21 protein-coding genes are annotated in these 22,680 nt (G+C 57.0%); 11 read left to right on the top strand and 10 right to left on the bottom strand.

Going from position 1 to position 22,680, the window contains the following annotated elements:
- Window positions 1-72: 72 nt before the first annotated feature.
- The 4 genes from IEW06_RS10910 to pncA form a co-directional block, all read right to left on the bottom strand.
- On the bottom strand, window positions 73-1,596 hold the full coding sequence (locus tag IEW06_RS10910) for a malate:quinone oxidoreductase (protein WP_187732565.1): 1,524 nt from the start codon (window positions 1,594-1,596) through the stop codon (window positions 73-75).
- A gap of 398 nt (window positions 1,597-1,994) precedes the next feature.
- Window positions 1,995-3,107: a mechanosensitive ion channel family protein gene (locus tag IEW06_RS10905; protein WP_223284632.1), complete on the bottom strand. Its 1,113-nt coding sequence runs from the start codon at window positions 3,105-3,107 to the stop codon at window positions 1,995-1,997.
- A 44-nt stretch (window positions 3,108-3,151) separates the two neighbouring features.
- Complete coding sequence (locus tag IEW06_RS10900; protein WP_187732564.1) at window positions 3,152-3,670, bottom strand: 2'-5' RNA ligase family protein; 519 nt, start codon at window positions 3,668-3,670, stop codon at window positions 3,152-3,154.
- Window positions 3,667-4,308 carry a bifunctional nicotinamidase/pyrazinamidase gene (gene pncA / locus IEW06_RS10895; RefSeq protein ID WP_187732563.1) on the bottom strand — a complete coding sequence of 214 codons (642 nt, stop codon included), beginning with the start codon at window positions 4,306-4,308 and terminating at the stop codon, window positions 3,667-3,669. Before pncA ends, IEW06_RS10900 begins: the two co-directional genes overlap by 4 nt.
- A 245-nt stretch (window positions 4,309-4,553) precedes the next feature.
- Between pncA and IEW06_RS10890 the strand changes: the two genes are divergently transcribed.
- A complete protein-coding gene (locus IEW06_RS10890) occupies window positions 4,554-5,369 on the top strand; it encodes a class I SAM-dependent methyltransferase (protein WP_187732562.1) in 816 nt (271 codons plus the stop codon).
- Here IEW06_RS10890 and IEW06_RS10885 read toward each other — a convergent pair.
- Window positions 5,366-6,337: a hypothetical protein gene (locus tag IEW06_RS10885; protein ID WP_187732561.1), complete on the bottom strand. Its 972-nt coding sequence runs from the start codon at window positions 6,335-6,337 to the stop codon at window positions 5,366-5,368. The genes IEW06_RS10890 and IEW06_RS10885 overlap by 4 nt on opposite strands.
- Window positions 6,338-6,499: 162 nt before the next feature.
- On the opposite strand from IEW06_RS10885, the gene IEW06_RS10880 reads away from it, so the two are divergent.
- Entirely contained in the window at window positions 6,500-7,627 is a 1,128-nt protein-coding gene (locus IEW06_RS10880) for a spore photoproduct lyase family protein (protein ID WP_229743104.1), read from the top strand.
- Between the two features lie 48 nt (window positions 7,628-7,675).
- Here the strand turns inward: IEW06_RS10880 and IEW06_RS10875 are convergent, their stop codons facing one another.
- On the bottom strand, window positions 7,676-9,205 hold the full coding sequence (locus IEW06_RS10875; protein ID WP_187732560.1) for a T9SS type A sorting domain-containing protein: 1,530 nt from the start codon (window positions 9,203-9,205) through the stop codon (window positions 7,676-7,678).
- 259 nt (window positions 9,206-9,464) lie between these two features.
- Between IEW06_RS10875 and IEW06_RS10870 the strand changes: the two genes are divergently transcribed.
- A complete protein-coding gene (locus tag IEW06_RS10870) occupies window positions 9,465-10,268 on the top strand; it encodes a PhzF family phenazine biosynthesis protein (protein WP_187732559.1) in 804 nt (267 codons plus the stop codon).
- A gap of 173 nt (window positions 10,269-10,441) precedes the next feature.
- Here the strand turns inward: IEW06_RS10870 and IEW06_RS10865 are convergent, their stop codons facing one another.
- Window positions 10,442-10,657 (bottom strand): KTSC domain-containing protein, encoded by a 216-nt coding sequence (locus IEW06_RS10865; protein ID WP_187732558.1) that lies wholly within the window; start codon window positions 10,655-10,657, stop codon window positions 10,442-10,444.
- A gap of 17 nt (window positions 10,658-10,674) precedes the next feature.
- On the bottom strand, window positions 10,675-11,295 hold the full coding sequence (gene ruvC / locus IEW06_RS10860; protein ID WP_188548272.1) for a crossover junction endodeoxyribonuclease RuvC: 621 nt from the start codon (window positions 11,293-11,295) through the stop codon (window positions 10,675-10,677).
- 92 nt (window positions 11,296-11,387) lie between these two features.
- On the opposite strand from ruvC, the gene IEW06_RS10855 reads away from it, so the two are divergent.
- The 6 genes from IEW06_RS10855 to IEW06_RS10830 all read left to right on the top strand — a co-directional run bounded on the left by IEW06_RS10855 (window position 11,388) and on the right by IEW06_RS10830 (window position 17,187).
- On the top strand, window positions 11,388-12,431 hold the full coding sequence (locus tag IEW06_RS10855) for a lysylphosphatidylglycerol synthase transmembrane domain-containing protein (RefSeq protein ID WP_223284630.1): 1,044 nt from the start codon (window positions 11,388-11,390) through the stop codon (window positions 12,429-12,431).
- A complete protein-coding gene (locus IEW06_RS10850) occupies window positions 12,428-13,585 on the top strand; it encodes a glycosyltransferase (protein WP_188548271.1) in 1,158 nt (385 codons plus the stop codon). Before IEW06_RS10855 ends, IEW06_RS10850 begins: the two co-directional genes overlap by 4 nt.
- Before the next feature lie 83 nt (window positions 13,586-13,668).
- Window positions 13,669-14,265 (top strand): c-type cytochrome, encoded by a 597-nt coding sequence (locus tag IEW06_RS10845; protein WP_229743103.1) that lies wholly within the window; start codon window positions 13,669-13,671, stop codon window positions 14,263-14,265.
- A 92-nt stretch (window positions 14,266-14,357) separates the two neighbouring features.
- On the top strand, window positions 14,358-14,615 hold the full coding sequence (locus IEW06_RS10840; protein WP_187732555.1) for a GAS domain-containing protein: 258 nt from the start codon (window positions 14,358-14,360) through the stop codon (window positions 14,613-14,615).
- Window positions 14,615-15,808 carry an ABC transporter permease gene (locus tag IEW06_RS10835; RefSeq protein ID WP_188548270.1) on the top strand — a complete coding sequence of 398 codons (1,194 nt, stop codon included), beginning with the start codon at window positions 14,615-14,617 and terminating at the stop codon, window positions 15,806-15,808. The genes IEW06_RS10840 and IEW06_RS10835 overlap by 1 nt, the downstream gene beginning before the upstream one ends.
- A gap of 140 nt (window positions 15,809-15,948) precedes the next feature.
- Window positions 15,949-17,187 carry a PP2C family protein-serine/threonine phosphatase gene (locus IEW06_RS10830; protein ID WP_187732552.1) on the top strand — a complete coding sequence of 413 codons (1,239 nt, stop codon included), beginning with the start codon at window positions 15,949-15,951 and terminating at the stop codon, window positions 17,185-17,187.
- Between the two features lie 61 nt (window positions 17,188-17,248).
- On the opposite strand, the gene IEW06_RS10825 is transcribed toward IEW06_RS10830, so the two are convergent.
- Window positions 17,249-18,724 carry an O-antigen ligase family protein gene (locus tag IEW06_RS10825; protein WP_187732551.1) on the bottom strand — a complete coding sequence of 492 codons (1,476 nt, stop codon included), beginning with the start codon at window positions 18,722-18,724 and terminating at the stop codon, window positions 17,249-17,251.
- Between the two features lie 89 nt (window positions 18,725-18,813).
- Window positions 18,814-19,950, bottom strand: a complete 1,137-nt coding sequence (locus IEW06_RS10820; RefSeq protein WP_187732550.1) for a GumC domain-containing protein — start codon at window positions 19,948-19,950, stop codon at window positions 18,814-18,816.
- Between the two features lie 295 nt (window positions 19,951-20,245).
- Here IEW06_RS10820 and IEW06_RS10815 point away from each other — a divergent pair, with 295 nt between their 5' ends.
- Window positions 20,246-21,664: an oligosaccharide flippase family protein gene (locus tag IEW06_RS10815; protein WP_188548269.1), complete on the top strand. Its 1,419-nt coding sequence runs from the start codon at window positions 20,246-20,248 to the stop codon at window positions 21,662-21,664.
- A gap of 50 nt (window positions 21,665-21,714) precedes the next feature.
- Window positions 21,715-22,623 (top strand): FkbM family methyltransferase, encoded by a 909-nt coding sequence (locus tag IEW06_RS10810; RefSeq protein ID WP_187732547.1) that lies wholly within the window; start codon window positions 21,715-21,717, stop codon window positions 22,621-22,623.
- Window positions 22,624-22,680 lie beyond the last annotated feature (57 nt).

Below are 22,680 nucleotides of genomic sequence, written 5' to 3'. Positions count from 1 at the left end.
CATATTCGTTCGGCTGGTCGCAAAAAAAGCCCCCCAGCCGAGACTGGGGGGCTTTTTTTGTAGTAAATCAGCTTATTGGCTGCCGAGCGGCGCATCCACGCTCAGCTCCAGCACGGCGCTGGTGTGGGCGCGGGTTTGCTCCACCAGCTCCGGGTTGTCGGCCAGCGGCTGCCCGAACGTGGGAATCATCTCCCGGAACCGTGCCTGCCACTGCGGGGAAGCAGCCTGCGCGGGGAAACACTTCTGAATCAGGCTGATCATAATGCTGACGGCCGTAGAGGCGCCGGGCGAAGCGCCCAGCAAAGCGGCAATAGAACCGTCGGCGGCGCTCACCATCTCGGTGCCGAACTCCAGCACGCCGCCCTGCTTTTCGTCTTTTTTGATAACCTGCACGCGCTGGCCGGCTACTTCTAGCTTCCAGTCTTCGGCGCGGGCCGTGGGCAAGTAGTCGCGCAGCGCATTCAGGCGGTCCTGCGGCGACTGCCGCACCTGGTTGATCAGGTAGCGGGTGAGGGGCAGGTTCTTGGCCCCCGCGATGAGCATAGGCTTCAGGTTGGTGGCCTTAATGGAACCCGGCAAATCGAGGAAGGAGCCGAACTTCAAAAACTTGGTGCTGAAGCCCGCATAGGGGCCGAACAGTAGCTCGCGCTGCCCATTTATCACGCGCGTATCCAGGTGGGGCACCGACATGGGCGGCGAGCCGACGCTGGCTTTGCCGTACACTTTGGCCTGGTGCTGCTCAATGACGGCCGGATTCACACATTTTAGCCACTGCCCACTCACGGGGAAGCCGCCAAAACCTTTGCTTTCCGGAATGCCCGAAGCCAGCAGCAGCGGCAAAGAGCCCCCGCCCGCCCCGATAAACACAAATTTGGCGCGCAGCTTACGCTTTTCGCCGGTAGCGCGGTTTTGGGCCCGCACGCGCCAGGTGCCATCGTCCTTGCGGCGGATCTTATCTACCTCGTGGCCAAAGTGAAAGGTAATGCCTGGCTTGTCCTGCAACAGATAAAACATGCCGCGGGTAAGGGCGCCGAAGTTTACGTCGGTGCCCAGATCCATGCGGGTGGCCGCTACTTTTTGGCTGGGGTCGCGGCCCTCCATCACCAGCGGCATCCACTCGCGGAGCTGGTCTGGGTCTTCGGAGTATTCCATGCCCTGAAACAGCGGCGACTGCACGAGGGCCGCGTGGCGCGTGCGCAGAAAGTCCACGTTCTCGTTGCCCCACACAAAGCTCATGTGCGGAATATGATTGATGAAGCGCTGTATGCCTTCCACGTGATATTGCTCGGCCAGAAAAGACCAGAACTGCTTCGAAACCTCAAACGACTCAGCAATGCCAATGGCTTTGCTGATGTCTACGGAGCCATCGGGGCGCTGGGGCGTGTAGTTCAGCTCGCAGAAAGCCGAATGGCCGGTGCCGGCGTTGTTCCAGGCGTCGGAGCTTTCGGCCGCAGCTACATCGAGGCGCTCAATGATGGTTATCGTGAGGTTGGGATCCAGCTCCTTGAGCATAATACCCAGCGTAGCACTCATAATGCCGGCCCCGATCAGCACAACATCAGTGATGGGGTCGGAGGAAGTGGTTTCTGTATTCATCGGGATAGATTGATAGTCCTGACAGCGTACGAGGGAAGGAAAGAAAAGTAGCAGAGTGCCTACTAAGAGAATCTTTTAAGAGCAGCTTAATCTGCCTACCGTGTTTATTATCAGCGCAAAATGGCGGTCATGCAGAGTGGAGCGAAGCATCTCGCGTGTTTAGCGGGAGTAGTAGCTCAGCTAAGAAGAACGTCATGCTGAGCGGAGTCGAAGCATCTCTACTAGTTAGTAGAATCAATACCATTGCAACGAAGCGGCAGATATGCTTCGACAAGCTCAGCATGACAGTTAGTGTGGCAACATCAGCACGCGAGATGCTTCGCTACCGCTCGGCATGATCGCCATTTGATTGAATTTCGGATTGCTCAAATGCCTTGTGAGAAGGCTGGGGGCTTTTTCTAAACTGTTTCGCCCGAAATACCGGATGTAGCCGACAGCAGCCGCTCATCGGTATCAACCACAGAGCGGGTTTTGGGCAACGATTCGGGGTAATTCTGCTGAATGAAAGCGACCAGCTTTTCCCGGACGTGGCACCGCAGATCGAAGGCGCGACTCGCGTCGGCGGCGCTGACCAGGGCCCGCAGCTCCATGGTGCGCTCTTTGGAATCGGTGACTTGCAGCACGCACACGCGCTTGTCCCAGAGCGGATGATTCTCCACGATGTTCTTTAGCTCGGCGCGCACGGCATCCACCGGAATGCTGTAGTCGGTGTAAACGAACACGGTACCAATCAGCTGCGACGTGTTGCGGGTCCAGTTCTGGAAAGGCTTTTCGATGAAATAGGTGAGCGGCAGCACCAGCCGCCGCTCGTCCCAGATGCGCACCACTACATACGTAAACGTGATTTCCTCCACCTTGCCCCATTCGCCTTCCACCACCAGCACGTCATCAAGTCGGATGGGTTGCGTGAAAGCTAACTGAAAGCCGGCCAGCAGGTTGCCAATGGAACGCTGAGCCGCAAAGCCCACGATAACGCTGGCAATGCCCGCCGAAGTCAGCAGGCCCGTCCCGATTTTGCGAACCGTGGCAAAGCTCATCAGCACCAGCGCCACGGCCACAAATACGATCAGCGATACCACCACCTTGCGCACAAACTGGAGCTGGGTAAACAGCTTGCGCACCCGAAAATTATTCTCCTCATCAAGGCGATAATGCTGCAGGACCAGGTCCTCAATCACATTCACCGTCTTGACCAGGCCCCAGGCGAAGGAGGCAATCAGGCTGGTTTCCACCACCCGGCGCAGCACTTCGAAGGGGCGGGCCGTAAGCGGCACCAGCGGCAGCATAAACGAGAGCACCAGCACCGGAAAAAAGAAGGCGCTCGGCTGGCTCAGGTGCCTGACAATGGACCGAATAAGCAGGGGCGAATCGGGCCGCTTCGCGTACCGGTTCAAGACGCCAAAAAATAAATACTTCAGAACGAGCCCGCCTGCGAGGCCGCCCGCCAGAATGCCCAGCGTCGTCAGAATCTCGCGCCATTGGAAGGATATTTCCCAAGACATGTCTTTCATAGTCAGGAGGCTAGCGCCAAGTGGCGGCTAAGCTGAATGGCAACCTATAGCTGCTGAAAATCAAATGTTTGAATAGCTTCCCAAGGCCCGCCCCGATACGCCCACAGCTGCAAGCCCGTACCGGTAGCCTCGAAGGGCACAAAGTCAGCTTTGAGCTGCTCAAACAGGCCGCGCGCCTGCGCCGGGTCCACTTTGTTCTGCACCGTTACGTGGGGCCGCAGCTTCTGTTGATCCTGGGGCGTGAGGGCCGGCTGCCACGCCACTTGCAGCTCGCGGTGCAAGGCTTGCAGAGCGTCATTTTCGAGGGCGTAGGCTACGCCGCGGCCCATAAACCGCAGGCCCGTAACCTGCAACGTAAGCGGCGCTTGCTTCTGGCACAGAGTGGCCAGCTGCGCTACTATATCGGGGCGGCGGGCGCCGGGCAAATGGTGAAACAGCGTGACGTGGGCGGCCAGAAAGTTGCGCTCGGGCGGAAAATGCTGTTGGCGCAGGCCGTTGAAGAAAGCAAACGATTCGGCATCGAGCGCCAGAGTCAGAATCAGGGGAGCATCGGCGTCGGTCATGCTTGCGCGGGCTGGGGGGCTTTTTCAGGTGACAGCAGCGCGGCGCTGCTGATAATTTTGCCCCCCAGGTTTTCCAGGTTGGCTTTGGCCCGCTCAAAACCCTCCGGACTTATTGGGCGCGTGGCATCTTCAATCAAAAAAGTCTCAAACCCTTCATTCAGAGCGTCTTTCGCGGTGAAATACACGCAATAGTCTGCGGCCAGACCGGCTACATACACCGAGGTGATGCCACGCCCGGCCAGGTACGCGGCCAGGCCGGTGGCTTTGCGTTGGCCGTTGTCATAAAACCCGCTGTAGCTGTCGATTTCTGGGTCGGTGCCTTTGCGGAAGATGGCTTCAACCTGGTTTGTATGCAGCGCCGGGTGCAGCTCAGCGCCGGGCGTGCTTTGCATGCAGTGCGCGGGCCAGAGCACTTGCGCCAGCCCGTGCAGCTCAATTTCCTCGAATGGCTGACGGCCCGCATGATTCACGGCGAAGCTTTTGTGGTTGGCCGGATGCCAGTCCTGGGTGGCAACCACCAAGTCGAAATGGGGCTGTAGCTGATTCAGAAGCGGAATTATCTGGTCGCCCGCGGACACCGCCAGCGCGCCGCCGGGCACGAAATCGTTCTGTACATCAATGAGCAATAAGGCTTTCATGTACTTTTTAGACCTTAGAAGTGAGAATTAATCGCCTATTTAAACTAGCTGTCATGCAGAGCGGCAGCGACGCATCTCGCGTGCCGATATGTGAATAGTAATCTAACTTCGCGAGCAAGATGCGTCGCTGCCGCTCTGCATAACAATACCGTTGCAAGCAATCGCGTAAGACGCTTCGGCTTTGCCTCTGCATGACGGTCGAATTTTTACGCTTACGATAAAATTGATCAAACAACAGCGAAAACATGGAAACGCCCGCAAACTATACCGAGCTGAACCGCCAGCTGTGGAACGCCAAAACCGACTACCATGTGCAGTCGGCGTTTTATGACGTGGAAAGCTTTTTGGGGGGCAAATCGTCATTGAATGACGTGGAGCTGGGGTTGTTGGGCGATGTGCGGGGTAAGTCGGTTCTGCATCTGCAATGTCATTTCGGGCAGGATTCGCTGTCGCTGAGCCGCTTGGGGGCGCACGTAACCGGCGTCGATCTGGCCGACCAAGCGATTGCCAAAGCCCGCGAGCTGGCGGCGCAGCTCGGGTTGCCGGCCGAGTTTGTGTGCAGCGACGTGTACGAGCTGCCCCGAAACCTGGACCGGCAGTTTGATATCGTATTCACCACCTACGGCGTGCTGGGCTGGCTGCCCGATTTGGAGCGCTGGGCCAGCGTGGTAAGTCATTTTTTGAAGCCGGGGGGCAAATTGGTGCTGGTTGAGTTTCACCCGGTGGTGTGGATGTTCGACAACGACTTCACCCGCGTGCAGTACTCGTATTTCAACCGGGAAGCCATCACAGAAGTCGAAACCGGCACCTACGCCGACCGCGACGCCCCACTGAAGCAAACCTCCGTTTCCTGGAACCACGATCTGGGCGAAGTGCTGGGCAGCTTATTGCACAACGACCTCACAATAAAGCACTTCGCCGAGTACGACTACTCGTCTTACAACTGCTTCGCGCACATGAAACAGGTAGGCGAGCGCCAATATCGCATTGAGCATCTGGCTGGTAAGCTACCGATGATGTACTCCGTGGTAGCCACCAAAGCAGCCGAAAGCCCGCGTTAAAACTTGCTCAGCTCAGCCACCACCGACGATTCACTCATCTCCGTGAGGGCTGGGGCAAAGCGCTGATTCTCTTGAATAAAGGCGGTTTGCTGACCCAGATAAAATTTGCCTCCCGCCCCGCGCAATACCACCACCGTAGCTTCCGTACCCGTCGGGACGTTGGCCAGACTGAAGCTGTTTGGGCCGGCAGCATGAAACTGGGCTACGGCATTGTAATCGGCGAAAACGAGGTAAACCAGTGTCTGTTGCGGGTCTTGAGCGGCGGCCTCCACGGTCACCTGAACCGTGGTGGTGGGCGTGCCGGTATATAGCTGGCGCTGGTAGCTGATCCAGCCCATGCTCTGATTAAACAGCTCATGGTTGAGCACAGCCAGCAGATAATCAGGCGAATCGGACGTTAAGCGGATGCCTAGTTGTATAGTCGATTGCTGATCGGTGGAAAGCTGCCAGGTAAACGGATCGGGCAGGAGCGGGCCTTTCACCGAAAACATCCGCATATCCGTCAGTCGGCTCAGCCGGGCCGGGCTCCGACTGGCCAGCCCGATCCGCACCCGCGGCACCAGCTCCAGCGGACGATTATCCTGGGTGGCTTGCAGGTAAAAAAGCCCCCCAGACTCCAGAATCAGCTCATCGGTGCCGCTGGGAATGCCACTAAGGAGCATGTCCTTTTTGTCGAGCACCTCCCGAAACTCCAGGCGTACGGGGGCGTCGGACAGCTGAAGCCCACCCAGCGTAACAAACGCTTCGGCTCCAAGCTCAATGGCGCTGCCGCGCCTGGACACGTAGCGCGGAATGCGGCGCGGGTTGTAAGTGAAAAACTCCGGCGTCACGCCGTTGCGCATCTGAAATGCGACCAGCGGGCTCTGGGTAGATGGAATCACGGCGGCCGGGTCGGTGCTTTTCTCGCAGGCGCTTAGCGCCCAACCGCCCATCAGTAAGAAGCATACGCTGCGCAGTATCGTGACCATCAGAGGTAAGATAAAAAATAAACAACCGAGGCTCAAGATGAATGTTGTAAGTAACTGATAAACAAGGTGAAAACCGTAGGCTATGATGGTGCTTAATTCCGATCCGAAGGACCTAAAATGGCCCGCGAAACGTTGTCAAGAGCAAGCCAAAACCAGCTCCTGATGCTCGAAAAAGCCCCCCAGCTATCCCTGTTCGATTCGTTACCTGTACTTACTGAAACCCCCGCGCCGCAGCCTTCTATTCTCACGCGTTCGGCGCGGGTGTGGCTGCCCAAGCGGGTGCTGTTTACGCCCGATGCGCTGGAAGAAGAGTTTGGCCAGCAGATGTTTGAGCGCATCAGCGCGGCCGGCCTGCCCATCGAAATACTCAAGAGCAACCGCCTTACCGGCCTGCGCGGTGCCGACGAGCGTGAAACCTACCGCAACGCCAAGAACACGCTGGCCGTGGTAAAAGCCCCCCCGAGCGCCTTCCGCCTTCAGCCCATTCCACCTTCCGCCGACTGGCAAATGAACCTGGCCGAAGGTTGCCCCGCGCACTGTCAATACTGCTATCTGGCTGGTAGTCTGCAAGGTCCGCCGGTGGTGCGCGCTTACGCCAACCTGCCCCAGATGCTCCAGAACACGGCGCAATATGAGCAACCCGGCAAGCTGACGACCTTTGAAGTGAGTTGCTATACCGATGTGCTCGGCATTGAGCACCTGACCGGCAGCCTGGCTGAGTGCATTCGCTACTTTGGCACCCGCGAGGGCGCGCAACTGCGTTTCGTAACCAAGTATGATCAGGTAGAACCATTGCTGGACTTGCCCCATAATGGGCAGGTGCGCGCCCGGATCAGTTTGAACGCGGAGCCCGTAACGCGCCGTCTGGAAGGCGGTACGGCCTCGCTGGAAGCGCGGCTGCGCGCCATGCGCCAGCTGGCGTTGCCCCGCGAGCAGGGCGGAGGCGGCTACCGCGTAGGAGCCGTGGTGGCGCCCATTATGCCTATTCCCGACTGGCGCGACCATTACCGCCACCTGCTCGACCGTCTGGCCGCCACCCTCGATTTTGAGTGCGACCTCACGGCCGAGTTTATCAGCCACCGCTTCACGCCCGGCTCTAAGGACGTGTTGCAGCAATGGTACCCGAACATGTCGCTGGACCTGGATGAGAGCACGCGCGCCCAGAAGCGCAACAAGTTTGGGGGCGTGAAATACGTGTACCAGCCCGACGACATGCGCACGCTCAAGCAGTTCTTCTACGAAGAGTGGCAGCAGCGCTTCCCGCAGGCGCCCGTGCTTTACTGGACGTAGTTGTATAAAAAAAAGCCCCCCAGACTTAATCTGGGGGGCTTTTTTGGGTTAAGGCTGAATGACCAGCTTCTGCGCTTCGGACCGGCCGTTGGTCGAGACCTTCAAGTGGTAGACGCCGGCGGCCCAGCTTTGCGTGTTTACGCGCACCGTGCGCTGCCCTTCCAGGCGCTGCGTCCAGATTTGCTGGCCCAGGCTGTTGTGCACTTGCAGCGTGCTGCCAGGCGCGGCCAGTTGTGGCAATTCTACGGCAAAGTAGTCCTGTGCCGGATTAGGATAAACGCTGATTGTCTGCTGCGCCGCCCGGAAGTCCACTGACCTGACGGGCGAAAAGGCCAAGCTCCCATCGAAGTCCAGAATGGCAAGCCGATAGTAGTTCAGGCCCGTTTGGGGCGCATCATCTACGAAGGAATACGTGCGGCCCTGGGGGGCATTTTTGGCTTTCACTGAGCCAATGGCGGCCCAGGTCTGGCCGTTGTCGGTGCTGCGCTCCACGCGGAAATTATCGGTGCCTTCTTCAGTAGCCGTGGCCCAGCGCAACGCTACGCTGGCCCGTTCGGCGCGGGCCTCGAAGCTGGTGAGCGTTACGGGCAGCGGCCTGTTGGGAAGGATAGTTGTAGCGTCGCCGCGGAAGAGGCCAACGCCAGAGTTCAGCGTTACATTCAGGTAGTTGCCCGTAGTGGCGTCAATCTGATATATCTCACCAGCATTGGGGCCACCATCGGTGTTAATAGCATACAGCGTATTGTTTTCGCCGGAGAACATAGCGCCTAGCTCGGCACTAACGGGCAGCGGCACGGCAGGGGTAGTTACGCGCACTACCGGCGCGCTGCGTATGTTGCTCACCGTCAGTAGCTGCCCCTCCACACCCAGATAGCTTTTCAGCGTTGGTGCCCCATTTTCCCGCACAAACACCCAGTCGCGGGGCCCGCCGCTAAGGTTTGGGTTGGCGGGGTTGGCATTGATTGCCGTCAGGTAATTATTGATAATCGCGGCCGCGGCTGGGTCGCTGGTGTCGGCTAGGCGCCAGATGGCGTTGGTTGGGTTAGGCGAATTTAGCTCTAGCTCACCTACATAGAAGCGCGGGTTGCTTAAGACAGGGCGCAAAACAGGAGGGAAGACGGAAAAATCAAGCTCGAACCGCACACTTACCGCCAACCCCGCTATGTAATAATCGGAATTATCTCCGCCGGCCGCTATAAAGTTGAAGGCCGTAGATATGCTGCCGAATGGAGCCGGTGGTGTCTCAATATCGCCTAGCACGGTGGTAAGGCCACTTTCCCGGTCGATGCGGTACAGGTTGGGGGCCGAAAGCGGAGTTGCCAGAATCGCGTTCATGGCAAACAGGCTGCTCGGATCGGAGGAGTTATGTCCGAGTCCGTCAAATATAGTAGCACCATCCGGGGCTTCTAATGTTCTGATTTGCTGCATCTGCCCACTGGGAAGAATTAGCTGAAGAACCGATGGGTTACGTTGGGCGGCTGTGCCGATAGAAGTAACAGCGTAGCTGTTAGTTGGTATTTGAGCTAATAAAGGTGGCGTAAACGCCAACAAGCCCAGGGCCAGTAGCACGTTTTTCATGGCAGCGATAGAGTAGTTGTTCGTTTAGCATGCGGCGTGGAGAGGAGGATAGAATAAGGGCGGCGCTTGAGCCCAACGGGAACTGAATAGCAGTGAATAAATACCGTTCAGCTACATAAGAAAGCATTTTCGGGTAGGCGCGAACCCACTTACCTATTTTACGAATTTTTTTCTATGCTGGCTATTCCTTCTACTTTTGATTTGTGCTATTCGCTCAGCAGCGTATCCTTACCGCATATTTTGCCCCCCACGATCTTCTATGCTACTGCCTCTCTACCAAATAGACGCCTTCACTGACCGCATCTTCGCCGGCAACCCGGCCGCAGTTTGCCCGCTCACGGAGTGGCTGCCCGCCGACACCATGCAGGCCATTGCCGCCGAAAACAACCTCGCCGAAACCGCCTTTTTTGCCCCCCAGCCCGGCACAGATGGCCATTTCGAAATCCGCTGGTTTACGCCGGCTGTGGAGGTCGAGCTGTGCGGGCACGCCACGCTGGCCTCGGCCCATGTGCTGTTGCGCCACCTGAATTTCAAGGGCACAGAAATCACGTTTCACTCCAAAAGCGGCCCTTTGCGCGTCACTCAGCAGGAGAATGGCCGCCTCACGCTGGATTTTCCGAGTCGGCCGCCCCAGCCGCTGGCCACCGCACCCGATGGCCTGATTGATGGCCTTGGTGCTACGCCCCTGAAGCTGCTGGCCGGCCCCGATCTGGTGGCTTTGTTTAACTCCGAAGCAGAGATACGCGCCATTCATCCCAATCAGCTGCACCTGGCAGAAGTGCCGTACCGGGCCGTTATCGTGACGGCGCCCGGCAGCGGCGACATCGATTTTGTATCACGCTTTTTTGGCCCCCGCGTGGGTGTTCCCGAAGATCCGGTGACGGGCTCAGCCCACACCACGCTCATCCCATATTGGGCCGAAAAGCTGGGCAAAACCGAATTGCGCGCCCGTCAGGTTTCGCCCCGCGGCGGCGACCTGTGGTGCGAGCTGCGCGGCGACCGGGTGCTGATCAGCGGCTACGCCGTAACTTATCTGAAGGGTGAGATTGAATTGGGAGTGTAGCGCGAAGAGCTTCGCGCTAAAGTTTGAATAGTAGAACGGGGTAGAGACGCAAGATTTTGCGTCTCGTCGTTGAACGACCGCAACCGCGCCAACGAAACGGGGTAGAGACGCAAAATCTTGCATCTCTACCCCGTTTCGTTGGCGGAGAAGCTAGCGCAAACCACTTCTAATCTTTATTCTACCTGTTCGCGGATGTAGCCGCTCTTCTCCACCACCTGCTCCACAAACAACGCCTTGCCCGGCACCGTCAGCAGCGCCTGATGTACTGCCGCGCTGGCGCCCGTATAGCGCACCAGCCGCCCGTTGCGATACTCAATTTCCAGTGTCAGGGTGGCGGGGTCGTAGCCTACGGCTTTGAGGGAAGTAGAGCGGACAGGCTGGCACTTCATGTGAGTAACTAGCTGATTTACTTTGTTTTGGCAGCGGGCTTCTTGCGCGCTACTGTGGCCAGCTTGTCGGGGTTGTCGGCCAGGAACTTGCCCCAGCTTTTGCCCCCCGCTTTCAGATTATTGCCTTTCTGATAGTGGTGGCAAAGCGCCACGGCCAGCGCATCGGTGGCGTCCAGAAACTTGGAGGCTTCGGCAATGGGGGGCAGCGTCAGCGTTTGGCGCAGCATGTGGGCTACCTGTTCCTTCGTGGCTGTGCCCGTGCCCGTTACCGATTGCTTTACTTTGGTAGGTGCGTATTCCACGTACGGAATCTGGCGGGAAAGGCAGGCGGCAATGGCCATGCCCTGCGCCCGGCCCAGCTTGAGCATGCTCTGCACGTTTACGCCATAGAATGGAGCTTCAATGGCCAGCTCATCGGGCAAATACTCGTCGATCAACTCCAGCATCCGCTCAAATATCTTCTTGAGCTTGAGGGCATGATTGGAGCCCATTTTCTGCATATCAATCACGTCGTATTGCAGCACCTTCACGCGCTGGCCCTGCACTTCAATCAGGGCGTAGCCCATAATATTGGTGCCGGGGTCGACGCCCATGATAATTTTGGGCAGCAGGTCGGTAGGTGTAACGGGCAGAATCATGGGGCTTAAGGGTAGGCGGTAGCGGGGCGCAAGCCTATCCTTGGATTTCCATCGGTAACTTGCCGCCTTCAACTGAATGCGTGCTACCCGCTTTGCCCAACCACCTTCTACAAAACTACGCTCAAAAGCTGGAACGTGCTACCCGCCGCCGGGTGCTGGTGGTGCTGGGCAAGCTACTGATCACCGCCCTGACCCTGGGTCTGCTCTACCATTCCGTGTTTACTACGCCCGATACGGCGGCGGCCTGGCGCGGCCTGCTGACGTCGGCGCTGAGCGGAGCGGGGCGCGGGCCGGTGCTGCTGGCTCTGGCGTTGGTGCCCGTCAATTGGGGCCTGGAAGCCTGGAAATGGTGGCGTCTGGCGCGGCATCTGGAGCCGGTTTCGTATCGGCGCAGCTTCCGGGCGGTGCTGGTGGGCCTTACGCTGGGCTTCGTAACGCCCAATCGGGTGGGCGACTACGCTGGCCGGATTATGGAGCTGAAAAGTCGGCGGCTGGATGCGCTGGGGGCCGTTTTTCTGGGTCGCTACTGCCAGCTGGTAGTCACGGTGCTGGCCGGAACCATAGGTCTGCTGTACTTTCTGCTGACGTTTTATGTGGCTGAATATCCGGCTACTGGCTTAGGGTTGGTGGTTGCTGCATTCCTGATTAACGCCGCTGTGCTGCTGCCCCTGTATCGCTCGCGCCTGCTGCTGACGGCCTTGGGGCTGGTGCGGCCATTGCGGCGCTTGCAACCGTTTCTGGCCGTGATGCCTACTTATCCGGCGCGGGCGCTGCACGCGGTATTAGCCATCTCGGGGCTGCGGTATGCGGTTTTCTGTTTGCAATTTGGGCTGCTGCTGGTAGCGTATGGGGCCCGGCCCAGCTTCGGACCGGCGCTCGCGGCCATCAGTAGCACCTTCTTGCTGAAATCTCTGATTCCTTCGCTCAACGCTTTGGCCGATGTAGGCGTGCGCGAGCTATCGGCCACGCATTTGTTCGGTTTGCTGGAGCAGCCAGCTTTGCCGGTATTAAGCGCCAGCCTGAGCTTGTGGGTGCTCAATATTGCCTTGCCCAGCGCCACTGGATTGCTGTTTGTGCTTCGTCTGAAAGTGTTTCGCAAGAAAAAAGCCCCCCAGCGGCCTACGCCAGCTTTATGAGTGGCTGGGGGGCTTTTTTATTGGTTCTGCCGGCGCTTTATGCCGTCCTGATGGTGCGGCTGCGCCGAAGCTGGCAGCAGCTGCCAACACTCTTGAAGCAGCCAAGCCCGACGCCCACCCACGTCGCCGATGAGCCCCGGTTTTCCGTGCTCGTGGCCGCCCGCAACGAAGCTCTCACGCTGCCTTGTCTCCTCGATGACCTAGCCGAGCAAACCCTGTCCGCGGCCCGGTTTGAGGTCATTGTAGTAGATGATGACTCCACCGACGACACTGCCGCCATCGTGCAGGCCGCGGCTGCGCGTAGCTCGTTCGCGCTCCGTCTCATACAGCTGCAAGCCCAGCCCGGCGCCCCAACCGGCAAAAAAGCCGCCCTGCAAGCCGCCCTGAGCGTCGCCCGCGCCCCTTGGGTGGTCTGCACCGATGCCGACTGCCGCGTGGGCCACGACTGGCTGAGCAGCTATAATACCCTAATTCAAGCTGATATGGCAGTACAGTTCGTTAGTGGGCCAGTGCTGCTTACGGGGGGCAATTCTCTGTTAAACAACCTGATGGGGTTGGAATTTGCGGGCCTTATTGGAGTAGGGGCGGCCAGCATCGGCCGGGGCCAGCCTACCATGTGCAACGGCGCCAACCTAGCTTACCGCCGCGATGCCTTTGCCGCCGTGCAGGGCTTTGCCGGCAACGAGCACGTGGCCAGCGGCGACGATGAGTTCTTGCTCCACAAGCTGCACGCTGTTTTTCCCGGCAGCATCCTGTTTTTGAAAACTCCACACGCCATCGTGCGCACCTCCAGGCCGCCCACGCTGCGCGCCCTGCTGGCGCAGCGGGTACGGTGGGCCAGCAAGTGGCGGCACTATCAGCAAAAAGCCCCCCAGCGGCTGGCTTTGCTGGTGCTCGGAGCAAATGTGAGCTTATTCGTGAGCCTGTTGCTGCTTGTGGGGTATCCCCATCTATGGCTCTGGGCCTCGGCTGCGTGGGTAACAAAGCTCAGCGCCGATGCGTGGTTTCTGACTCCTGTGCTCCGCTTTTTCGGCCGGCAGCGGTGGCTGCGCTACATCGGGCTGCTTCAGGTTGCTTATGCGCCGTATGCTTTGCTGACAGGCTTGCTGGGCTTGCGCGGCGACTATGTTTGGAAGGGGAGAAGGACGAAATAAAGCGGGCAAATCAGTTGAGTTCTCGGCATTTGTCGGCGACCTTATCCGCTGTTAACAACGGCCCCAACACGGCTTCCACTGTCATGAGAAAAGCGCTATTAGCTGGGATTTTTCCGGTCGGCATCGCCCTGCTGGTATGTACCCTAGGCGTCTTGTTTCTTTCCGCCGCCGGGCTATTGTATGAGCCGAATGATGCTGCCTTCACAGTTGACAACAGCACTGAAGTAGCGGCTCTCGATTCTATTGTTGTAACGGAATATGGCGTGATGCGCGTGACTAGCGAAGGTTTGGAGCGCGTTCCTGATTCTATCGCGTTGGCGTATCTGCCGGCTTCTGATCCACTGATGGAAAACTTATCAGAAGCTGATGCAGCTGCCGTAGCTGTTGGCGACAAGCTATTTAAAGCTAACTGTGTTCAATGCCACACTATTAACGAAGTAGTAGTGGGTCCAGCATTGAAAGATATACACGAACGTCGCCCGATTTCCTGGCTTATTTCCTGGATTCAAAATTCCAGTAAAATGGTTGCCGCTGGCGACGCATACGCCGTGAAAATCTATAACCAGTACCAGAAACAGGAGATGCCTAGCTTCGCGCTTACCGATGCGGAGGTTACGCAGTTGGTTAAATACATTGAGATAGAAAGTATGAAAAGCAGTGTTGTGTACTGTAGTCAATAGGAATAGAAGTATAAGGTAAAAGAGCTTACATAAGAATCCCGCCCGCTGACAGTACATTTGCTTTCCATTCTTCTGCCCCGAAGCCCGCTGCCGTGACTGATTCCGAATTTGATATCCTCGACGAGCTGTACTTCGTCACTTCCTTCCGCGATTTGCTGCAAAAAACAGGTCTTTCTGCCTTAGCTCTCGAAAAAGGGCTACGCAACTTGCTGGAGCAGGAGTACATCAAGTCGTTCTACCCGGACCCCGACACCGAGCAGGCCTACGAAACCACGTCCTTCGGCGCCATCAGCCGCGACAGTTTCTATCTGGCCACCAAAGCCGGTTTGTTGGCCCACAATACCCGCTAATGGCGACGGCTGCCCCGGTTTTGGCGCCCGTAGCGCCCGCCACGCCGCCGGCCCGGCCGCCTGGTTATTATGTGCGCCGCCGCCTGTGGCGCAATGGGCCGGCTATGTTTGGGCTGGGCTTCATCCTGATTTGTACGCTGATAGCGCTGGCCGGCTACTGGGTGCTGCCCGACAACTCGCCCAATGCCAATAACGGCTTGGTGCAGCTGCAAAAGGAGCCGCCAGGTTTTTCAGCCACCGTGCTGCGCCGCCCCTTGCCCGAAGCCGCGCAGAGCACCGATTCGGATAATATCTTCCGTACCTGGCTCCGGGGCCGCGCGCCGCGCTTTCAGGAAGTGCCTATTGGCGGGTATAAGGTAGTTGGCGATTCGGTGCGGATTCAGCCCTACCGCAACCACTCGGCCCTCGCCGATTTGCCCACGCGCTACTCTCTGGCCGAGCTGGGGGGCAAAAATGCCCCCCAATCCGAGTTAAGAAACACCGTGGAAAATGAGCGCATCATTCACCGCACGTACTGGCTGGGCACCGACAAATCGGGGCGCGACATGCTGAGCCGCTTGCTGTTGGGTACGCGCATTTCGCTGGGTATCGGGCTGGTAGCGGTGCTGATTTCGCTTACGCTGGGCATGCTCATTGGGGCCGTGGCGGGCTACGTAGGCGGGTGGGTCGATAGCGTGCTGATGGGCCTGATGACGGTGGTATGGAGCATTCCGGGCATCATGCTGGTTATTGCCATTTCGCTGGCCCTTGATAGCAAGGGCGTCTGGACCTCCTTTGTGGCTGTGGGCCTTACTATGTGGGTTGATGTGGCCCGCGTGGTGCGGGGGCAAATGTTGAGCTTGCGCGAGAAAACCTTCGTAGAAGCGGGCCGCGTATTGGGCTTGCCCCAAAGCCGCCTCATTGCCCGCCACCTGCTGCCCAACATGACCGGGCCACTTATTGTAATTGCAACCAGTAACTTTGCGGCGGCCATTCTGCTGGAAGCGGGCCTGAGCTTTTTGGGACTTGGCGTGCAGCCCCCGGCCCCTTCCTGGGGCTTGATGGTGAATGAAGGCTTCCAGCTTTTGGGCACAGAGGCCGGCTTATGGCTTACGCTGTTGCCAGGGTTAGCCATAAGCCTATTGGTGCTCAGTTTCAATCTGTTAGGAAATGGGCTGCGCGACGCCTACGACCCCAAAACACCGCTGAGCTAGCGCCTCGCTGCGGCGAAATTGCTAGCATCAGTTAGTATTTTGAAGTACTTTCAACACAACTGCACGTAGAGAGTATTCATTCTTACTCCTTGGGCAGCAGCCTTTGCGCTGCGTGCAGTCCACAACACACTACTTACTCCATGCCTACTCTGCAGGCCATGTCGCCAGAAAAAAAGCTCTTCTTACGGGAGCGGGAACTGAATGCACTGCTGGAAATTACCCAAGCTATCAATCACGACCCCACGGAAGACGCGCTTTACAAAATATTTCAGTTTACCCTGCTCGGACAGCTCAATATTCGTCGGCTGGTGCTGTACGTGAAGGAAGAAGGGGAGTGGGCCTGTATGGTGTCGTTTGGGTCCGATCTGGCTGATTTCCGGCGTATCCAGCTTCCTGAGGCCATTAGCGACAACTGTATTACCACCCCTTGTCCGGTGCCCGCCCTGAACTTGGGTCCGGAGTGGCAAAATCTGGAAACCGTCATTCCGGTCGTGAACAACGGCAACGTGCTGGCCTACGTGCTCATAGGCAACGTGCAGGCCGATTACGTCAGCGATGAGGCCACCAAGTTTCTGGAAACCCTCAGCAATATTCTGGTAGGCGCTATTCAGAACCGCCGCCTGGCGAAGCAGCGCATCGAGTCGGCGGCCATGCGCAAGGAAATCGAGATTGCCCAGGAAGTGCAAACTATGCTTTTCCCCCGCCAGCTGCCCAACGATGCTGGTGTGGCGGTATGTGCCAGCTATGTGCCTCATACGGCCATAGGAGGCGATTATTACGATGTAGTAAACATCGATGTTAATCGGTTTCTGTTCTGTGTGGCCGACGTTTCGGGCAAGGGAGTACCGGCTTCGCTGCTCATGTCGAACTTCCAGGCGGGGCTGCGTACGCTGCTGCGCCAACAAGCCGACCTTTCCACGGTAGTATCGGAGTTGAATAACCTGATTTATCGCAATGCCGTGTCAGAGAAGTTTATCACGGCTTTTTTCGGCATTTATAACCGCGCTACCCGCGAGCTGCAATACGTGAGCGCCGGCCATAATGCCGCCATTCTACTGCCCGACTCCGGCCCGCACCAGCTGCTATCGGAAGGCACAACTATGCTGGGTATCTTCGAGGATTTGCCATTTCTGCACGTGCAGTCGCTCATGGTACCGCCTCGCTCTCTGCTGCTTACCTACACCGACGGCCTGACGGAAGTGTTTAATGCGGCCGGTGAAGAGTACGGCGAAGAGGGCGTAATCGAGTTCCTGCATCGTGCCCGCTACTTGCCGCTGAAAGTATTGCACCAGGAAATTCTCAAAGAAATCGAAGCTTTCAACGAGGATGGCAACTCCTTCGCCGACGACGTAACTATCCTGAGCTGTCGGTTTAAGTAACAACACTATTTCACAAAAAAGCCCCCCAATTATTAGCTGGGGGGCTTTTTTGTGGAATATCTTATTCCTCAAGCGCTACGTTCTCGTCTCTGATCCAGCCTTCTGCTCGCATGAGAATGGCTAACGCGATATAAAAGAAGGAGCCTATTTTATCGACCTCCACCAACTCGTTGAGTAACAAATGAGCAGTGATGATAAAAAGCGACAAGCCGGCCGCTAGTACAATGCGTCTGTGCTCAGCCGACTGGCTACGATGGTAAAGGCGTTCTACCATAAGCAGAGCCGTAACAACGAGGAGGGTAAACAGGAGAAAGCCAGCAATACCCTGCTCGGCAAGCATGAGCAGAAAATAATTATGCGTCGTTGATTTTTCGGGGTTGTGGCTGACGTAGGTGCGGAAGCTCGATACCGTGTAGCGCTTGTATTCGGGGTAAAACGTGTTGGGGCCGCTACCCATGATGGGTCGGTCGCTGATCATATGACCGGCTGCCACCCAACGGTACACACGCTCCATACCGGAGAGGTCTTCTAGATTGTAGGTTGCCTGTAGGTGCTTGCCAAAGTCTTGGCCGTTGAATACGGTTTTCTCGAAGTTGGGCGCATACAGCATGTAGTTATTCTGATTCACAAAGTAATAGGTACCCACCGCTGTGGCTATGGCTACCGCTACCAGTACTACTCGTGTTAGCCGCCAGCGAACAATAAAGTAGAAGCCTATGGCTAGCGGCAGCGAGGCCATAGAAGCGCGCGTGTAGGAGAAGAACACGCCCAACAGCAGCATCACAAATGCCCCCCGCCACAGCCAGCGCCAAAACGAGCTCAGCTCCGGCCGACGCGCCCCATACAAAGCATAAGGAAGCAGCATGGAGATGGTGGCCGCGTAGGCAACGTGGTTTTTGTAAAAGGGCAGTACAGCGGGATTAATGCCATCAAATGAGAAGCCGAGCCCAGCGTGGCGCACGAAGGCGTAGACGGCCGTAAGGGTAGCTCCGGCAACGTGGCAGGCGACTACACCCCAAATGTCTTTGGGCCGCCGCAAGATAAGGAGCGTCACAAAAACGAATGGAATGATGTACCATGTTTTGGCCAGTAAATACTTGATCGACTTGACAGTATCAACTGAAACTAGGGTAGCTACCATCGACCAGAGCAGGGCTAGGCCGATCAGGATAACCAACGGATGTACCCAGAATCGGCGGGGAATCTTAGCGCGACCTAGCAGGGTATTTACCCCAAAACAGGCCACCAATACCAACATCAGTGGCTCGGAAGGCACGTCGAGACTCAGGCCGCCAGGCAGCGGAATCTCAACTGAGAAAGCCAAGGTAAAGAGTAATACATAGTATACCCAACGCCAATCGACAGCCAAAACGGCTAAGCCTACCATAGCAAGGGGCAGAGCTATCCAGAGCGGTTGATCGAAGAACAACGCGCTGCCTCCAGCCACCAGTACGATTCCTATGAAAGCCAAAAACAGGCGGCGGTCGGTTTTAGGAATAGCAGTGGTAGGAGCAGGAAATGAGGATTTGCCCTCCATAGATCAGCTTTTGCGTAAGAAAAGTCCGTGGGAAAATGCCCCCCCCAGTGCGGTGAGATAGCATGCCTTCACCACTTCATTCGTATTGGCTAGGCTACCTGCTCCGACCGGTTAACGACCTTCGGCTTCATTAAAGTCAGATTATTACGATAAAGCTCCAGCAGCGTAATAAAGATTACGGATAGCGCAAAGGTGATAAACATGGCCGAAAGCACGATAAGGGGCCGAACAGGCTTAGCCTCGCGAGTGGCCGGATAGGCTTTTTGTACTACATAAATAGATGAAATGTCGCTGCTGATGGCTAGGCGCGCATTCTCATACGTAGCCTGTGCCTCCACTAAACGCTCTTGTAAGGACTCATAACGCATGTAAAGAGCAGTTACCAGGTCGGCACCCGCTAGGTAGTTTTCCAGGTTAATAATGTTGCCACCATCTGCCTGAGTAAGGCCACGCATGGCGCGTCGTAGGCCGGCTACTCGCGCTGCCGAACCACCACCAGCCGCTAATTCGCCTTCAGCGCGGCGTAGCTCAGTTTCCGTTTCGGCCAATTCTTTAGCCAGGTAGCGCGATTCATAGCCGGATTCGGTCTCTAGGCCTAATCGGCCGAAGATGCCGTACCGCTGCCGCGCATCTTCGAGGCTATCGCGCACCTGGGCCGACTCTTTCTCCAGAAACGTAGTTCGATTGCGGTACAGCGTAATAATACGACCCCGGTTTTCCATGGTCAGACGCTGGTTGATGGAGTCGATGACTTGTACCAGGGTATTGGCAATGTTAGCCGCTCGCACCTTATCCGTGTCATGAAAGGCGAGCTCAATGGCGTCACGGTTGCTATGCACAATGCTCAGGTTGTCAGTGTACTCGTCGAGCACAGCTTGGTCAGCCTTTTCGGTTCCTGGCTTGCCCGCCTCATAATGCTCATACAGATTATACCGCTTGATAATTATAGCAGCTACAGGCTGAGACTGACCGATGGTAATAATTCGGTCTAGGTCTTCGGCGCGGCCGCCCAGTGCCAGACGCCCGCCTTCTTCTACAATGCGGTCAGGGTCGGTGCTTTCCGGGTTTGTAGGATAAAAAATTGACGTAGAACGGTAGACATTGGGCATTTGCCACGCTACTAGGGCACTTACCACTAAAGCCAGGGTGACAGCTAAAAGAATCAGATTGCGCCACCGAAGAATAACGGGCCACAAGCCCATAAGGGAGAACGAACGGGATGACATAAAGGAAGTTAGAGAATCAAGCCGGTGCAAATTGCTGCAGTCGGTTGTCACAAGGGCCAAAACGGGGACAAAGTTACTCGAATCGGCTTATAGTTGGCTTGTGCCTTACTACAAGTGTTGCCAACGCGCACCTAAGTCCTGCCTTCCCAACCACGCAGAGGCCTTATTTATTATCTGGCTCAATATAATGATTGCGGTGCTTGCCTTGAGTCGCCCTGCTACCTTTGCTTAATTTTGCCCCCCACTCAGCTTTACTTGTATCAAACGCTTCCTCGGAAACATCAGCTTTGCCGTATTGCTCAACCTGTTGGTAAAGCCGGGGTGGGTATTTGTTGAGAACCTGGTGCAAAACCAGCTTGGGCACGTGGCGTTTGGCACATTCACGGCCTTGTCGTCGCTCACCATAATCCTGGCTACCTTCTCCGATGTGGGCCTGACGCACTACACGGTGAAGCGGGTGGCAGCCGAGCCGACATATCTGGCCACCTATTTTCCGACCATTCTGCCCCTGCGTGCTTCGCTCAACTTTCTGGCGTTGGGCGCTTTGCTGGGTCTGGGTTGGATAGTGGGCTACCAGGGCGGGCAGCTTACGTTGCTGGCTATTATTGGCTCAGCTCTGCTGCTAACACAGTACGGACAGTTTTTGCGGGGCACCCTGCAAGCGCATCAGCGCTTTAATACCGATGCTGTATTGTCGGTGCTGGAGAAGGTGCTGCTGCTGGGTTTGGTGCTGGCCTTGTTGCCCAGTGGCTTAACCTTAACTGGTTATGTGTGGATGCGGTTTGCCGCCGCTGCTTTTGCTGCGGTGTTGCTCTATGGGCTCATGGTGCGGTTGTTTGGGCGGGTGCGCTACCGCTGGCACTGGGGCCACGCGCGCATGGTACTCCGCGAAACCCTACCCTTCGCCCTGATAACGCTGCTCTATGGTGCCAATGAGCGGGTAGATATGGTGATGCTGGAACGGCTCGCTTCGCCGGCTGAGGCCAGCTATTATGCCGGTGCCTACCGCTGGGTTGATGCCGTGATGATGTACGTCTGGACCATTATGCCCTTGTTTTTCGCCCGCTTCGCCGCTGCTTTAAATAGCCGCTCAGAGCAGCGCGACTTGCTGTGGTTTGGGCAGCGCATTGTTACGCTGCCGCTGCTGCTGGCCTGCGCCTTCGTACTGTTTCGGGGAGAGGTACTATTCTGGCAGTTTACCCACAGCACCCCCGCCGAGCTGGCCCGTATGACGCTGTGCCTCAAGATATTATTCCTGAATGTGCTCGTGCACGGGTTCTTTGCCATCTACAGCTCTCTGCTCAACAGTACGCACTACGTGAAAACGGTAAGTTGGCTGGTAGCCTTGAGCCTAGCACTCAATGTAGGCCTGAACCTGATGCTACTGCCTCGCTTTGGAGCCGTAGCCGCCGCGCTGAATACGCTCGGCTGCGCCGTGCTGGTGTCGGGTGGCTACGTGTGGCTGGTGCAGAATAGGGCGGGGGTGGCTGTGCCGTGGCTGTTGCTGGGAAAGCTGCTGGGGGGCTTTTTGCTGCTGTGCGCGGGTTGGTACGGTTTGCAGCAAACGTTGGCTCTGCACTGGCTGCTGGAAAGTCTGCTGGCAACCATTGGCTTTGGCGTGCTTAGTGTGGTGCTGGGCTTAGTGCCCTTGGCTGAGCTGAAGTCGTTTCTGCGGCTTGGGGCCGGCGCAAAATTGCCCCCCAACGCTCCATAAAGCCGCCCCAGACTCCCGGCTCTTTGTTCTATTGTATTTGATTTGTTCCTATGAATACCGATTTGCTGCACCAACTCGAGCGCGTAGAGCAGCTGGCAACGGCCTCCAAGCTGCTCCGGCTGCTCCGAGCGCCGGGCCGTTACTTGTATGCAATTGGGTTTCGTTTGCTGCGCTATCGGGCCACCAAAAAAGGTGTGATGAAGCAGGCCGATACCTTCTTTGGCACTCCTATGACGGTCGTGTTGCCCGCCGGTACTGATATTTACCTCACCGGCGGCAAGTCCCACGATTCAGAGATTCGTCTAGCTCGCTTCCTTATTCAGCGCCTGCAGCCCGGTGACGTATTTGCGGACGTTGGCGCACATTTTGGCTACTTCTCGCTGCTGGCGGCCCGACTGGTTGGCCCAAAGGGGCAGGTGATTGCCTTCGAGGCATCGGCCACGACCCACGCCGTGTTAGGCCAAAACGTAGCCGCTGCCGCCGTTGTGAAGGCGCACCACTGCGCCGTTTCTGACCAGCAGGAAACCATTTCCTTTTACGAGTTTCCTATTCTGTACAACGAATTCAACTCGCTGGATGTAAAGCAGTTTGAGGGTGAAAAATGGTTTAAGGAGTTCAAGCCTACCAAAATCACCGTGCCCGCCGTGACGCTCGATGAGTTCTTCACGCGCTCCGGTCAAGTGCCCGCGGTGCTGAAAATTGATGTGGAAGGAGCAGAGCTAAAGGTGATAAAAGGGGCGGTGAAGCTGCTGGAGCGCGCCGCGCCGGCCGTCGTGCTGGAATATCTGGAGCCCAAGCGCCATAATACCGGCCACCAGCAAGCAGCGGCCTTGCTCCGCGAATTAGGCTATCAATCGCACCGCATCGGCCCCGATGGACAACTTATCGTCTGCGCCGACCTTGATGCCTATCTGCAAGCTGAGCAGATTGACTCCGATAATTTTGTGTTCGTGAAATGAAGTACCACCCTGCAATCAGCTTAAAGCTGTCCTCTTAGACCGTCATGCAGAGCAGAG

The sequence above is a fragment of the Hymenobacter qilianensis genome (assembly GCF_014638675.1).
Taxonomy (GTDB): Bacteria; Bacteroidota; Bacteroidia; order Cytophagales; family Hymenobacteraceae; genus Hymenobacter; species Hymenobacter qilianensis.
This window is presented reverse-complemented; position numbering and strand designations above follow the sequence as displayed.